At 71.4% G+C, this 13,311-nt stretch carries 14 protein-coding genes; all 14 read left to right on the top strand.

Annotated elements, in window-relative coordinates:
• A partial coding sequence (locus MNZ29_RS10320) for a sensor histidine kinase (RefSeq protein WP_242355087.1) occupies positions 1-875 on the top strand: 875 nt, incomplete at its 5' end.
• A gap of 48 nt (positions 876-923) precedes the next feature.
• Positions 924-2,294 (top strand): sigma-54 dependent transcriptional regulator, encoded by a 1,371-nt coding sequence (locus tag MNZ29_RS10315; RefSeq protein WP_242340972.1) that lies wholly within the window; start codon positions 924-926, stop codon positions 2,292-2,294.
• A 226-nt stretch (positions 2,295-2,520) separates the two neighbouring features.
• Positions 2,521-2,778: a helix-turn-helix transcriptional regulator gene (locus MNZ29_RS10310; protein ID WP_242340970.1), complete on the top strand. Its 258-nt coding sequence runs from the start codon at positions 2,521-2,523 to the stop codon at positions 2,776-2,778.
• Between the two features lie 55 nt (positions 2,779-2,833).
• Positions 2,834-3,889, top strand: a complete 1,056-nt coding sequence (gene pilM / locus MNZ29_RS10305) for a type IV pilus assembly protein PilM (RefSeq protein WP_242340969.1) — start codon at positions 2,834-2,836, stop codon at positions 3,887-3,889.
• A 2-nt stretch (positions 3,890-3,891) separates the two neighbouring features.
• Positions 3,892-4,473: a PilN domain-containing protein gene (locus MNZ29_RS10300; RefSeq protein WP_242340968.1), complete on the top strand. Its 582-nt coding sequence runs from the start codon at positions 3,892-3,894 to the stop codon at positions 4,471-4,473.
• Between the two features lie 7 nt (positions 4,474-4,480).
• Positions 4,481-5,104 carry a type 4a pilus biogenesis protein PilO gene (locus tag MNZ29_RS10295; protein WP_242340967.1) on the top strand — a complete coding sequence of 208 codons (624 nt, stop codon included), beginning with the start codon at positions 4,481-4,483 and terminating at the stop codon, positions 5,102-5,104.
• The gene (locus MNZ29_RS10290; protein ID WP_242340966.1) at positions 5,104-5,640 is read left to right on the top strand and encodes a pilus assembly protein PilP; all 537 of its coding nucleotides are present in this window, start codon (positions 5,104-5,106) and stop codon (positions 5,638-5,640) included. The genes MNZ29_RS10295 and MNZ29_RS10290 overlap by 1 nt, the downstream gene beginning before the upstream one ends.
• A gap of 5 nt (positions 5,641-5,645) precedes the next feature.
• The gene (gene pilQ / locus MNZ29_RS10285) at positions 5,646-8,339 is read left to right on the top strand and encodes a type IV pilus secretin PilQ (RefSeq protein ID WP_242340964.1); all 2,694 of its coding nucleotides are present in this window, start codon (positions 5,646-5,648) and stop codon (positions 8,337-8,339) included.
• Between the two features lie 8 nt (positions 8,340-8,347).
• Positions 8,348-8,962: a hypothetical protein gene (locus MNZ29_RS10280; protein ID WP_242340963.1), complete on the top strand. Its 615-nt coding sequence runs from the start codon at positions 8,348-8,350 to the stop codon at positions 8,960-8,962.
• Between the two features lie 117 nt (positions 8,963-9,079).
• Positions 9,080-9,442, top strand: coding sequence for a hypothetical protein (locus tag MNZ29_RS10275; RefSeq protein WP_242340961.1), 363 nt, complete (start codon positions 9,080-9,082; stop codon positions 9,440-9,442).
• A gap of 99 nt (positions 9,443-9,541) precedes the next feature.
• Entirely contained in the window at positions 9,542-10,114 is a 573-nt protein-coding gene (gene efp / locus MNZ29_RS10270) for an elongation factor P (protein ID WP_242340959.1), read from the top strand.
• A 36-nt stretch (positions 10,115-10,150) separates the two neighbouring features.
• Positions 10,151-10,705, top strand: coding sequence for an acetyl-CoA carboxylase biotin carboxyl carrier protein (accB, locus tag MNZ29_RS10265; RefSeq protein WP_242340957.1), 555 nt, complete (start codon positions 10,151-10,153; stop codon positions 10,703-10,705).
• Positions 10,706-10,726: 21 nt separating this feature from the next.
• Complete coding sequence (gene accC / locus MNZ29_RS10260) at positions 10,727-12,106, top strand: acetyl-CoA carboxylase biotin carboxylase subunit (protein ID WP_242340956.1); 1,380 nt, start codon at positions 10,727-10,729, stop codon at positions 12,104-12,106.
• Positions 12,107-12,313: 207 nt separating this feature from the next.
• A partial coding sequence (locus MNZ29_RS10255) for a lipopolysaccharide assembly protein LapB (protein WP_242355085.1) occupies positions 12,314-13,311 on the top strand: 998 nt, incomplete at its 3' end.

Raw genomic sequence — 13,311 nt, 5'->3', positions numbered from 1 at the left:
CCCCCACCGGCGAGCCCGCCGCGCCTGCCGGCCGCGGCGTCGCCGGGGCGGAGGTCGCGTTCGAGCGGCTCGCCGGAGCGCTCGTCGAGGAGCGGCTCCGCCTCGCCGAGAAGGTGGCCGAGCTCGAGCGCGCGAACGCCGCCCTCGTCGACGCGCGGGAGTCGCTCGTGCGCGCCGAGCGGCTCGCGACGGCCGGCCAGCTCGCCTCCGGCATCGCCCACGAGGTCGGCAACCCCCTCGGCGCGATCTCCGGGTACGCGGAGCTCGCGCGCGCACGGCTCCGGGACGGCCGTCCCGCGGCGCTCGCGCAGGCGGCGGAGTTCGCCGAGCGGATCGCCTCGGAGACGGCGCGGATCGACCGGATCGTCCGGGACCTCCTGGACCTCGCGCGGCCGAGCGCGCCGGAGGTGCGGCCCGTGAACGTGCGCGGCCCGCTCGACGCCGCGCTCCGGCTCGCGCGGGCGCAGGCGCGCTTCCGCGCCGTGGACGTGACCGAGGCGATCCCGGAGGACCTCCCCGCCGTGCTCGCGGACGAGCAGCGGCTCGCGCAGGTGCTCCTGAACCTGCTCCTCAACGCCGGCGACGCGACGGGGGGCGCGGGCGCGGTGCTTGTGAGCGCGCGCGAGGACGGCCCGGCCGTCGAGCTCGCCGTCGAGGACGGCGGCCCCGGGTTCGCCGCGGCGGATCTGGCGCGCGTCTTCGAGCCCTTCTTCACGACGAAGCCGGCGGGGGAGGGGACCGGGCTCGGCCTCGCCATCTGCCGCGGCATCGTCGAGGCGCTCAGGGGCGAGATCCGCGCCGGGAACGCGCCGGGCGGCGGCGCGCGCGTGGTCCTCCGCCTGCGGCGCGCGCCGCGGGACGGCGCCGCCGGCTGACGGGGCGCGGCGCGGGGCGGAGCGGAGGCGCGTGCTAGAGTGCCCGCCGTGACGTTCCGCAGCATCCTCGTCGTCGACGACGAGCCCTCCATGCGCCACCTCCTCTCCGTGATCCTGACGGATCACGGCCGGGAGGCGCGCGCCGTCGCCACCGCCGCCGACGCGCTGCGCGAGCTCGAGCTCCGCGAGTACGACCTCGTCCTCACCGACGTGCGGATGCCCGGCATGGACGGGCTGGCGCTGCTCCGCGAGATCCAGCGACGCGAGCCGGAGCTGACCGTCATCGTCATGTCCGCGTACGGCTCGCACGACGCGGCGCTCGAGGCGATGAAGGCCGGCGCGTACGACTTCCTCTCGAAGCCCTTCAAGCCGGACGAGGTGCTGCTCGTCCTCGGGAAGGCGGAGGAGCGCGAGCGGCTCGCGCGCGAGAACCGCCGGCTGCGGACGGAGCTCGCGGCGGAGTACCGCCCGGAGGCGATCGTCGGCGCGTCCGAGGCGATGCAGGGCGTGCTGCGCCAGGTCGCGAAGGTGGCGCCGCAGAAGACGACGGTGCTGCTCGAGGGCGAGTCCGGCACGGGCAAGGAGCTCGTGGCGCGGGCGCTGCACGAGCGCTCGCCGCGCGCGGCCTTGCCGTTCGTCGCCGTGAACTGCGGGGCCATCCCCGGCGAGCTCCTCGAGTCGGAGCTGTTCGGGCACGTGCGTGGCGCGTTCACCGACGCGACCCGCAACAAGAAGGGGCTCGCGGCAGAGGCCGACGGCGGCACGCTCTTCCTCGACGAGATCGGCGAGCTGCCGCTGCACCTCCAGGTGAAGCTCCTCCGCTTCCTGCAGGAGGAGGAGGTCCGCCCGGTCGGCGACACGCGGGCGCGCAAGGTGGACGTCCGGGTTGTCGCGGCGACCGCGCGCGACCTCGCTCGCGCCGTCGCGGAGGGCCGCTTCCGCGAGGATCTCTACTGGCGCCTCAACGTCGTCGGCGTCCGGCTGCCGCCGCTCCGGGAGCGCCCCGAGGACGTCCCGGCCCTCGCGGCGCACTTCCTCGCGCGCTACGCGCCGCTCCGGCCGGAGCTCGTGGGGATGACCTTCTCCCCGGAGGCCGAGGCGGCGCTGCGGTCCCACCGCTGGCCCGGCAACGTCCGCGAGCTCGAGCACGTGGTCGAGCGCGCGGTGGTGCTCGCCGAGGGCGCGATCATCGGCGAGGAGGACCTGCCGGACGCGGTCCGCGGGCCGCCCGGCTCGACGCGGCCGGCCGCGCTCCCGGACGACTCCCTCTCCGTGAAGCGGGCCATCCGCGCCGTGGAGGAGCAGCTCATCCGCGCCGCGCTCGAGCGGACCGGCGGGAACCGGACCCGCGCGGCCGAGCTGCTCGAGCTCTCGTACCGGGCGCTGCTTTACAAGATCAAGGACTACGGGCTCGGGTAGCCTCGCTCGCGCTGGCTCGCGGGCGGGGTCGAGCTCGAGGTCCCCCGCGCGCTGGGCGCGGCCCTCCATTCCCTCCACCCGTCAAGCTCTCTCCACCGACCCAGAGTGAAAACTATCAATTAGATATCACTCGATCTCGACGACGCATCCTTTCCCCACACCTGCCGACTCGCGCACAGGTCGCTTTCTTGATCCCTTCATCGGCCTTGGCTTAGCGTGCGCTCGCATGCCTGCCCGACCGTCCAGACAGCGGAACGACGCGCACCGGCGCGCCGTGAACAACGTCCGGCGGCTGCGCGAGGAGCAGCTCCTCACGAAGGCGGAGCTCGCGCGCAAGGCCGGGGTGTCGCCGCTGACGGTCGCCCGCATCGAGAGCGGCCTCGACTGCCGCATGGACACGCAGCGCAAGATCATCTTCGCCCTGGGCCTCACGCCCTCCGATCGCTTCAAGGTCTTCGCACGCGGCCGCGGAGGGCGCGCGTGACCTACCGTCAACTGGACGCCGGGCGCCGCCCGGCCGTCGCCTGAAGGGAACCGCCATGGCGAAGAGGAAGCTCGCCGTCGGCCTCGACATCGGCTCGTCCGGCGTCAAGCTCGTCCAGCTCAAGGAGAAGAAGGGCGGGTACGCGCTGCAGGCGTTCGGGACCGCGCCGCTGCCGCCCGAGGCGATCGTGGACGGCGCGCTCATGAACTCGGGCGCGATCGTCTCGGCGATCCAGGAGCTCGTCGCGCAGCACAAGGTGAAGACGAAGGAGGTCGCCATCGGCATCGGTGGCCACTCCGTGATCATCAAGAAGATCTCGATGCCGCGGATGACGCAGGAGGAGCTCGACGAGTCCATCCAGTGGGAGGCGGAGCAGTACATCCCCTTCGACGTGAAGGACGTGAACATCGACACCCAGATCCTCTCGCCCGAGGCGAACGCCGCCGGGCAGATGGACGTCCTGCTGGTCGCCGCGAAGAAGGACATGATCAACGACTACACGTCGGTCTGCGCGGAGGCCGGGCTCACGGCCACCGTCGTCGACGTGGACGCGTTCGCGGTGCAGAACGCGTTCGAGGCGAACTACGACCTCGACGGCCAGACGGTGGTCCTCATCAACGTCGGCGCGGCCGTCTCCAACATCAACATCCTCTCCGGCGGCGCGACGACCTTCACCCGCGACATCACCATGGGCGGGAACGCCTTCACCGAGGAGATCCAGAAGCAGCTCAACATCTCCTACGACGAGGCCGAGGCCCTCAAGGTCGGCGGGCAGGGTGAGACCGACGCCGTGGTCCCGCAGGAGGTCGAGCGGGTGATCCAGGCCGTCGCCGAGCAGATGGGCGGTGAGATCCAGCGCTCGCTCGACTTCTTCGCCTCCACCTCGGGTGACGCGCGCATCGGGCGGGTCTTCGTCTCGGGCGGCACCGCCCGGATCCCGGCGCTCCAGAAGGTGCTCGAGGCGCGGGCCGGCGTGCACGTCGAGCTCCTGAACCCGTTCAAGAACGTGGACGTCGACAACCGGAAGTTCGACGCGGGCGTGCTCCTCGCCGCGGCGCCGTCGGCGGCGGTCGGGGTCGGGCTCGCCCTGCGCAGCGCGGGGGACAAGTAGCCATGGTCCGCATCAACCTCCTCCCCGCCCGCGTCTCGAAGAAGAAGGAGGCGGGCAAGCAGCAGCTCCTCCTGTTCGCGCTCGTGCTCGTGCTGGGCGTCGTCCTCAACTATCTCTGGGCGGCCTCGCGCGCGAGCGAGCTCGCCGCGAAGAAGGCCGCCATCGCCCGCACGCGCGGCGAGATCGCGCAGCTCGACCGCATCATCGGCGAGGTGAAGGACATAAAGGCGCAGCAGGCGGAGCTCCGGGAGAAGCTGGACGTCCTCGCCCAGCTCAAGACCGCCCGCACCGGCCCGGTGAAGATGCTCGACGAGCTCGCCACGCTCACGCCGAAGCGGCTCTGGCTGTGGAGGCTGGAGGAGAAGGGCGGGGCGGTGACGCTGGAGGGCACGGCCGCGACGATCGACGACGTCTCGGAGCTCATGGCGGCGCTCAAGGGCTCGACGCAGTTCCGCGAGATCGAGCTCAAGAAGACGGCGTCGAAGGTGGAGAACGGGTTCCGGGTCGTGGACTTCATGATGACCGCCAACGTCGCGTACGCCGTCCGTCCGGCGCCGGCCGCCGGCGCGCGTCAGGGGGGCTAGAGGCGCCATGGACCAGCTCATCGAGCGAATCGCGAAGGAGCCCGTCCGCACCAAGGTAGCGGTGGTCGGCCTCGTCGTCTCCCTGCTCACCGTCCTCAACTACTTCGTGCTCTCCATGACCTTCGGTCCGTCCATCTCGGAGCTGAACGAGCGGATCGTGCGCGCCGGGCGCGAGCAGGCGCAGCTCGACCGTGAGTTCACCGAGAAGACCGCCATCGCGAACAACCTGAACCAGTTCCGCCGCGAGAAGGAGCTCCTCGAGCAGCAGCTCCGCGAGGCGCTCGCGGAGCTCCCCGAGGAGAAGAAGGTCGACGAGCTCCTGCTCCTGTTCCAGGACCGCGCGCGGAAGTCGGGGCTGGAGATCGGCACGATCGAGCCGCAGGCGCCCGTCCGCGATCGCTTCTACGCCCGCCTGCCCATCCCCATGACGGTCACCGGCAACTTCCACGAGATCGCGACGTTCTTCGACGCGCTCGGGCGGATGCGCCGGATCGTGAACGTGAACGACATCTCGCTCGACGCCCCGAAGGACGTGAACGGCAAGGTCGTCCTGAGCGCCAGGTTCCTCGCGACGGCGTTCATGTTCGTCGAGACGCAAGCGCCTGGCGCCGGCGCCGGAGGAGCGAAGTGATGAGCCCGCGTCTCGCGCTCCTCGTGCTGCTCGGCCTGGCGGTGGCCTGCGGGAGCTCCCCGAAGCCGGCCCAGCGGCCGCCGCCCGCGCCGGGCGCCACCGCTGCCGCGGCTCCCCAGCCGGCGGCGCCCGCCGCCGCTACCTCCAAGGCGCCGGTGAAGGCGCCCGAGTGGTCGTACTCGTCGGTCGGCAAGCGCGATCCGTTCCGCAGCTACCTCACGGAGCTCTCCAAGCAGGGCGGTGAGCTCGCCACCCGCTGCGCCACCCCCCTCGGCAAGTTCGAGATCGAGCAGCTGAAGCTCGTCGCCGTCGTGACCGGGCTCGAGAACCCCGTGGCCATGGTGCAGGCGCCGAACGGCGTCGGCTACACGCTCCGCCGCGGCGTGTGCATCGGGAAGAACGGGGGCACCGTCGCCGCCGTCCGCTCGGGCGAGGTGGTCGTCACCGAGTGGGCGATCCGCGCCGATGGGACCCGTGACCGGACCCAGACCGTCATCCGCCTCCCGCGCGAGGCGGCGATGAACCTCGAGGAGTAGCACCCATGAACGTCCACCACCTGCGCCTCGCCGTGGTTCTCTCGGGCGCCCTCGCGGTTCCAGCGCTCGCCGCGGAGCCGAACGCGATCCACGCGCTCGACGTCGCGGAGCGCGACGGCGCGATCGAGGTCGCGATCCAGGGGACGCGCCCGCCGTCCTACACGGTCTTCAAGCTCCAGGATCCACCGCGGCTGGTGGTGGACCTCGCCGGCGCCGACGTCTCGAAGCTCGCCTCGCCCGTCGCCGTGAACAAGGGCGGCGTCGCGGAGATCACGACCGCGCAGTACCAGGACGACCGGAACGCGGTCGGGCGCGTCATCGTCGCGCTCGACGCCGCCCGTCCGTACGAGGTCACGCCCCGCGGCGACGCGGTGGTGGTGCGGGTGCTCGCGGAGGGCGCGAAGCCTGCCACCGCGGCCACTGCCGCTGCGATCCCGATCCCGGCGTCGACCTCGACTGCGGCCGCGGCAACGGCCGCGACGACGACCCGGACTGCGGCCCAGAGCCCGACCCCTTCATCCGACGATCACGTCGTCTCCCGCCGCGTGGACGAGGGCGGCGCGGGCTCGGCCCGCACGCTCCGCGCCGTGCGCCCGGGCAAGGACGGCCTCGTGCTCGCCACCGACGGCGAGCTGGGCCGGATCGAGATCCTCGAGCTGCGCGACCCCGCGCGCCTCGTGCTGGACCTGCACGGCGTGACGCGCGCGCCGAAGGGCGCCGTGAAGCTCTCGGGCGCGTTCACGCAGGTCCGCTTCGGGAAGGACGACGGCAAGATCCGGGCGGTGCTCGACGCCGCCGGAGGGCTCCCGCAGTACGAGGTGAAGCGCGTCGCTGGCGGCGTCGCGATCGTCGCGGGGGCCGAGGCCCACGCCGCGAAGGCGGCGCCGGCCCCGACTCAGGCGCAGGTGGCCGCGGCGACCGCGACCCCGACCCCGACCCCGACCTCGCCCGCCACTGCGAAGAAGGCCCCGGCCACCCGCGCCCGAATCTCCGACGTCCGCTTCGGCCAGCAGGGCAAGGCCGCCCGCATCGAGATCGGCGGGAAGGCGCGCTACACGCTCTCCCGCCCCGACCCGCGCACCATCGTGCTGTCGCTCGAGGACGCGGAGATCCCGAAGAAGCTCGAGCGCTCGCTCGACACGAGCGCGTTCCAGGGGCCGGTCCTCATGGTCTCCTCCTTCAACCAGCCGTCCACCGGCCAGGTGAAGGTCGTCGCCACGCTGCGCGGCGCGGCGAAGGACGAGATCGTGGAGACGAAGGGCGGCCTCGCCTGGACGTTCGCCTCCACGGACAAGGAGTCGTCCGCGGCAGGGCCCGCGCCGGTCCCGGAGGTGCGCGCCAGCGAGGCGCAGGCGGCGGGCTTCGCGGCCGAGGCCCCCGCTTACGCGCTCTCCGGAGCGCCGCAGTCGCGCGGCTACACCGGCCGCCGCATCACCCTCGACTTCCACGACATCGACATCCGCAACCTGCTGCGCCTCATCGCCGACGTCTCCAAGAAGAACATCGTCGTCGCCGACGACGTGACCGGGAAGGTGACGGTCGCCCTCCGCAACGTGCCCTGGGACCAGGCGCTCGACCTCGTCCTCAAGTCGAAGGGGCTCGGCAAGGAGGAGCTCGGCAACGTCATCCGCATCGCGAGGTTCGAGGACATCGCGAAGGAGCAGCTCGCGCGCGTCGAGGCCGAGAAGGCCCGCATCCCGCTCATGCCGCTCAAGGTCCGGATCATCCCGATCAACTTCGCGCGCGCCGGCGACGTCTCCGGCCGCGTGAAGGACGTGCTCACCGAGCGCGGCTCGGTCTCCACCGACGAGCGCACCAACGTCCTCATCGTGAAGGACGTCCCGGAGGCGCTCGTGCGCGCCGAGGGGCTCGTGCGGAACCTCGACACCGAGATCCCGCAGGTGCTCATCGAGAGCCGCATCGTCGAGGCTTCGTCCAACTTCAACAAGGCGCTCGGCGTGCAGTGGGGCGGCAACGCCTCCTTCACGCAGGTGACCGGCAACCCGACGGGGCTCTCGTTCCCGAACAACGTCGCCGCCGCGGGTGGCGCCGGCCCGGGCAACAGCTTCGGGACCGCGGCGAACCCGAACTACGCGGTGTCGCTCCCCGCGCCGGTGGGCGACGGCCAGGGCGGCGCGCTCGGCTTCGTGTTCGGCTCCGCGGGCGGCGCCTTCAACCTGAACCTGCGGCTCTCCGCCCTCGAGAACAACGGCGTCGTGAAGACCATCTCCGCGCCGAAGATCGCCACCATCGACAACAAGGAGGCGACGATCGGGCAGGGCATCTCGATCCCGTTCTCGCAGGTGTCGGCCTCGGGCGTGAACACCACCTTCATCGAGGCGAAGCTCGAGCTGAAGGTGACCCCGCACGTCTCCGCGGACGGCTCGATCCTCCTCAAGATCAAGGCGACCAACAACCAGCCGAACCCCCAGCTCACCGGCGCGAACGGGCAGCCGTCGATCTCGAAGCGCGAGGCGGAGACGGAGGTGCTCGTGAAGGACGGCGAGACCACCGTCATCGGCGGCATCTACACCCGCCAGACCGCGAACCGCACGAGCGAGGTCCCCTTCCTCGGGAAGCTCCCGCTGCTCGGTTACTTCTTCCGCAACACGAGCGAGCAGGACGATCACACCGAGCTCCTCATCTTCATCACCCCCCGCATCCTGAACCGGTCGACCGCGGTCGCCGCGGGGAACTAGGAGCTGCCATGAAGACGAGACTCGCGGCCCTCGCCCTCGCGTCGCTCGCGCTCGCCTGCGCCGACAACGCCGCGTCGATCCAGCCGTTCGCCATCTGCGCCCCGCCCGACGCCTCCGGCGCCGACTGCGTCTTCGAGTCGACCTGCACGATGGTGCACATGGGGCCGCTGCGCATCGACCCGAGCCTCACGGCGACGCTCTCCGTGTACATGCAGGTCAACAACCAGCTGCCGGACAACACGGACCTGTCCGCTGGCCGGCTCAACACGAACGACGCCTACGTGACGGAGTACGAGGTCGAGTACGACGGCGCCGCGAGCGGGACCTCGGCGGGACACACCCAGGCGATGATCCCGGCGGACGGCAGCACCGTCGTCGGGCTCTTGCTCCAGCCGCCGCTCGTGGCCGGTCAGCTCGTCGCGAAGCTGAAGCTCAAGGGGCGGTTCGCGGACCAGTCGACCTTCGAGACCGCCGCGTACGAGACCCCGATCATCGTGGGGCCCGTCGGCCCGCCGCAGTGCCCGACGGGCGAGACGGTGGTCGGCACCTGCGGCGGCACCGTGGGGCAGGTGCCGCTCGGCGTCGCGTGCGCGGCGCCGACCACCACCACCACCACGCCTTGACGCGCCGCGTTCCGGCCGAACGCTTGACGTTGAGCGCGCGGGCGGGCTAAGTACGAGCCCGCTCCGCGTGTCCGTGCTCGTAATGACGGAGGTTTTTGGCCGGCGGAGCCTTCGCACATGAGCTTCCGCGCCCATCTCGAGCAGGTCTGCCGGAGCGTCGACGGAGCCGTCGCGTGCTCGCTCATGGGCATGGACGGCATCGAGGTCGACACGCACCTCACCGGTCTGGGCGACGTCGCTGACGTGCGGTCGCTGCTCGTCGAGTACTCGGGCGTCCTCCGCAGCGCGCGGGAGGCGGCCGAGGCGCACGAGGCGGGCGGCGTCGCGGAGGTGGCGATCTCGACGGACCGGCTCGTCGCCGTGGCCCGCCAGGTCTCCCCGGAGTACTTCATGGTCGTGGCGCTCACGCCCGGCGGGAACCTCGGGAAGGCGCGCTACCTGCTCCGCGTGACCGCGCCGAAGCTCGAGGAAGAGCTCTAGCGGACGGGCGGCCGACCGTCGGAACAGGCAGCCCCCGCTGCCGGAGCGCAGCGGGGCGGATCATCTTTCACATCGGACTTTCGAAGGAGCGACACAGCAATGGCCGACACGCTCGACACCTCGGCGTTCCGCCGCGGCCTCAAGATCGAGATCGATCGCGAGCCCTGGGAGATCATCGAGTTCCAGCACGTGAAGCCGGGGAAGGGCTCGGCGTTCGTGCGGACGCGCATCAAGAACCTCATCACCGGGCGGACGATCGAGAAGACGTTCAAGTCCGGTGACGTGGTGGGCAAGCCCGACATCGAGGAGAAGGAGATGCAGTACCTCTATCGGGAGGGCGACCACTTCAACTTCATGGACAACAAGACCTACGACCAGACGTTCCTCACCGAGGAGCAGATGGGCGAGGCGAAGAACTTCATCAAGGACAACACCACCACGCACATCCTGTTCTTCAACGGGAAGGCGATCGGCGTCACGCTGCCGAACGCGATGGACCTCAAGGTGGTGAAGTGCGATCCGGGCATCCGCGGCGACACGGTGTCCGGCGCCACGAAGCCCGCGACCCTCGAGACCGGCTACGTCGTGAACGTGCCGCTCTTCATCAACGAGGGCGAGCTCCTCCGCATCGACACCCGCACCGGCGAGTACCTGACCCGCGTCGCCGGCTAGCCGCCCCACCGTCCCGAACCGAAGGAGATCCACTCGATGGCGACCCGCCCGCTGAAGCAGCAGCCCTCGCAGGAGCCCGCGCGCACCCCGGAGAACGGCGCGGGGCAGGGCTTCTCCATGGAGGACGTGAAGAAGCTCGTGCAGCTCGTCGAGAAGAGCGACGTCACGCACATCGCCTGGCAGCGGGGGCCGGAGAAGGTCGTCATCCGCCGCGGCGCGCTCGCCGCGTCCGCGCCGGTCGCGCTCCACGCCGCGCCGGCCGTCCACGCCGCGCCCGTGGCGGCGCCCGTGCCGGCGCCTGCCGCCGCCCCCGCGCCTGCGGCCAAGGCGGAGGTGAAGAGCGACAAGCCCGGCACGATCGTGAGCTCGCCGTTCGTCGGCACGTTCTACCGCGCGCCGTCGCCGGACTCGCCGCCGTTCGTCGACGTGGGGCAGAAGGTCAAGAAGGGCCAGACGCTCTGCATCGTCGAGGCGATGAAGCTCATGAACGAGATCGAGGCCGAGATCGACGGCACCGTCGCCGAGATCCTCGTCCAGAACGCCACGCCGGTGGAGTTCGGCGAGCAGCTCTTCCGTATCGTCCCGGGGTAGTCCCCCGCGGGAGCACACCGAATGTTCAAGAAGGTCCTCGTCGCGAACCGGGGCGAGATCGCCCTCCGGGTGATCCGCGCCTGCCGCGAGCTCGGCGTCGCCACCGTCGCGGTCCACTCGACCGCCGACGCCGAGTCGCTCCACGTCCGCTTCGCCGACGAGGCCATCTGCATCGGGCCGCCGCAGTCCCGGGACAGCTACCTCAACGTCCGGGCGCTCCTGTCGGCCGCCGACGTCACCGGCGCCGACGCCATTCACCCCGGGTACGGCTTCCTCTCCGAGAACGCCGAGTTCGCGGAGATGGTCACCGGGATGAACCTCAAGTTCATCGGCCCGCGGCCGGAGATGATCCGGCTGATGGGCAACAAGGTGGCGGCGCGCGAGGCGGCCGAGCAGGCCGGGCTCCCGCTCCTGCCCGGCGCGCGCGGGAAGCTCAAGGACTCCGAGGAGGCCGAGCGGATCGCCGAGGAGGTCGGCTACCCGGTCATCCTCAAGGCGGCCGCCGGCGGCGGCGGGCGCGGCATGAAGATCTGCCGCGACCGCGGCCAGATCCGCCAGCTCTTCGACACCGCGAGCAACGAGGCGCTGGCCGCGTTCGGCGACGGCTCGATGTACCTCGAGCGCTACGTCGAGGAGCCGCGCCACATCGAGCTCCAGATCGTCGCCGACGAGCACGGCCACGTGATCCACCTCGGCGAGCGCGAGTGCTCGGTCCAGCGGCGGCACCAGAAGATGATCGAGGAGGCGCCGTCGCCCGCCGTCACGCCCGCGCTCCGCCGCGAGATGGGCGAGGTGGCGCTCTCGGCCATGCGGCGCATCGGCTACAACAACGTGGGGACCATCGAGTTCCTCATGGACGAGAAGGGCCGCTACTACTTCATGGAGATGAACACGCGCATCCAGGTCGAGCACCCGGTGACGGAGCAGGTCTACGGGCTCGACCTCCTGCGCGAGCAGATCCGCCTCGCCGCGGGCGAGCCGCTCGAGCGCACCCAGGAGTCGGTCGTGCCGCACGCCCACGCGATCGAGTTCCGCGTGAACGCCGAGGACCCGGTCACCTTCGCGCCCTCGCCCGGCAAGATCACGGGCTATCACCAGCCCGGCGGCTACGGCGTGCGCGTCGACACCATGGCGTACGAGCAGTACAAGGTGCAGCCCTACTACGACTCGCTCGTCGCCAAGCTCGTCATCACCGGCGCGACGCGCGAGATCGCCCTGCAGCGGGCGGCGCGGGCGCTGCACGAGTACGTGATCGAGGGGATCAAGACGAACATCCCCTTTCACAAGCGCGTCCTCGCGCACGCCGGCTTCGCGGGCGGTCAGTACGACACCCGCATCGTCGATCAGATCCTGAACCCGCCCGCGCCCGTCGAGGCGCCGAAGACCTCGGCGGCGGGGTAGGCTCACGGCTCCGGAGCGCGCCCGCGCAGGGCGCCTCCGCGGCCGCTCCAACACCCGAATTCCTATGTAGGTTCGCGGGGGTGGCTCCTTGACCGCCCCCGGACCTTCCATTACGCTCGACGCCGCCCCTGGGCCCTTCCGCTGGCGCCGGTGCGCCCGTGCGCACATGCCCGGGGCCCCCCCAGCGCAGCGAGATCCCTCGGCCCGATGGCTGTCGACAAGAACAAGATCATCGCCGAGGCGACGAAGCTCGTTCAGAAGGGGGCGTACGACAAGGCGATCAAGAGCTACGAGAAGATCCTCGCGGAGGACGCGAAGGACGTCCGCATCCTCCTCAAGGTCGGCGAGCTCCACCAGAAGAAGGGCGACGACAAGGCCGCCGCCGCCGCGTTCCAGAAGGTCGCCGAGACCTACGCCGAGCAGGGCTTCTTCCTCAAGTCGGTCGCCGTCTACAAGCAGATCGTGAAGCTCGACCCGGACGACGTCCGGGCCAACGAGCGGCTCGCCGCGCTCTACCAGCAGCTCGGGCTCATGAGCGACGCGATGGGCCAGCTCCAGACCGTCGCGGCCGCCCACGAGAAGGCGGGCGACCTCGCCCGGCTCACCGACGTCCTCCGCCGCATGGTGGAGCTCGACCCGGACAACATCGCCTCGTCGATCAAGCTCGGCGAGATGCAGGCGCGCGCGGGCCAGCCGGCGGCGGCCCTGGAGTGCTTCCGCCGCGCCGCCGCCTACCTGAAGCGGAACGGCCGCGCCGACGAGTACCTCAAGGTCGCCGAGCGGATCGCGGTGCTCACGCCGGACGATCACGCGCTCATCCGCGAGCTCGCGCACGTCTACCTCGGCAAGGGCGACACGAAGCGCGCCCTCGCCAAGCTCCAGCTCTGCTTCAAGGTGGACGCGAAGGACGTCGAGACGCTGCAGCTCCTCGCCCAGGCGTTTCGCGATCTCGGTCAGACCTCGAAGACGATCTCGGTCTACAAGGAGCTCGCGCGCGTCCACGAGGAGCGCGGCCATGCGGGAGAGGCCCGCGCCGCCTGGCGCAAGGTCCAGGAGCTCGCCCCGGGCGATCCGGACGCGGCTGCGGCGCTCGGCGCCGGCGCGCCGTCGCGAGCGGCCCCGGCGCGCCCGGCGGCGCAGGGTCACCCGGCGGCGACGCCGCTCGCCTTCGGCCCGACGTTCACGCCTCCGCCCGTGCCGGGCCG

The organism is Anaeromyxobacter sp. SG64 (assembly GCF_022690745.1).
GTDB classification, from domain to species: domain Bacteria; phylum Myxococcota; class Myxococcia; order Myxococcales; family Anaeromyxobacteraceae; genus Anaeromyxobacter; species Anaeromyxobacter soli.
The sequence above is the reverse complement of the archived record's forward strand: the minus strand, read 5'-3'. Positions and strand labels throughout refer to the sequence as shown.

Excerpts from the sequence above, each read along its gene's own strand:
- MNZ29_RS10275 (WP_242340961.1), top strand. The coding sequence starts at position 9,080 with ATGAGCTTCCGCGCCCATCTCGAGCAGGTCTGCCGGAGCGTCGACGGA.
- MNZ29_RS10280 (WP_242340963.1), top strand. The coding sequence starts at position 8,348 with ATGAAGACGAGACTCGCGGCCCTCGCCCTCGCGTCGCTCGCGCTCGCC.
- accB (WP_242340957.1), top strand. The coding sequence starts at position 10,151 with ATGGCGACCCGCCCGCTGAAGCAGCAGCCCTCGCAGGAGCCCGCGCGC.
- pilM (WP_242340969.1), top strand. The coding sequence starts at position 2,834 with ATGGCGAAGAGGAAGCTCGCCGTCGGCCTCGACATCGGCTCGTCCGGC.
- MNZ29_RS10290 (WP_242340966.1), top strand. The coding sequence starts at position 5,104 with ATGAGCCCGCGTCTCGCGCTCCTCGTGCTGCTCGGCCTGGCGGTGGCC.
- MNZ29_RS10295 (WP_242340967.1), top strand. The coding sequence starts at position 4,481 with ATGGACCAGCTCATCGAGCGAATCGCGAAGGAGCCCGTCCGCACCAAG.
- accC (WP_242340956.1), top strand. The coding sequence starts at position 10,727 with ATGTTCAAGAAGGTCCTCGTCGCGAACCGGGGCGAGATCGCCCTCCGG.
- pilQ (WP_242340964.1), top strand. The coding sequence starts at position 5,646 with ATGAACGTCCACCACCTGCGCCTCGCCGTGGTTCTCTCGGGCGCCCTC.
- MNZ29_RS10310 (WP_242340970.1), top strand. The coding sequence starts at position 2,521 with ATGCCTGCCCGACCGTCCAGACAGCGGAACGACGCGCACCGGCGCGCC.
- MNZ29_RS10300 (WP_242340968.1), top strand. The coding sequence starts at position 3,892 with ATGGTCCGCATCAACCTCCTCCCCGCCCGCGTCTCGAAGAAGAAGGAG.
- efp (WP_242340959.1), top strand. The coding sequence starts at position 9,542 with ATGGCCGACACGCTCGACACCTCGGCGTTCCGCCGCGGCCTCAAGATC.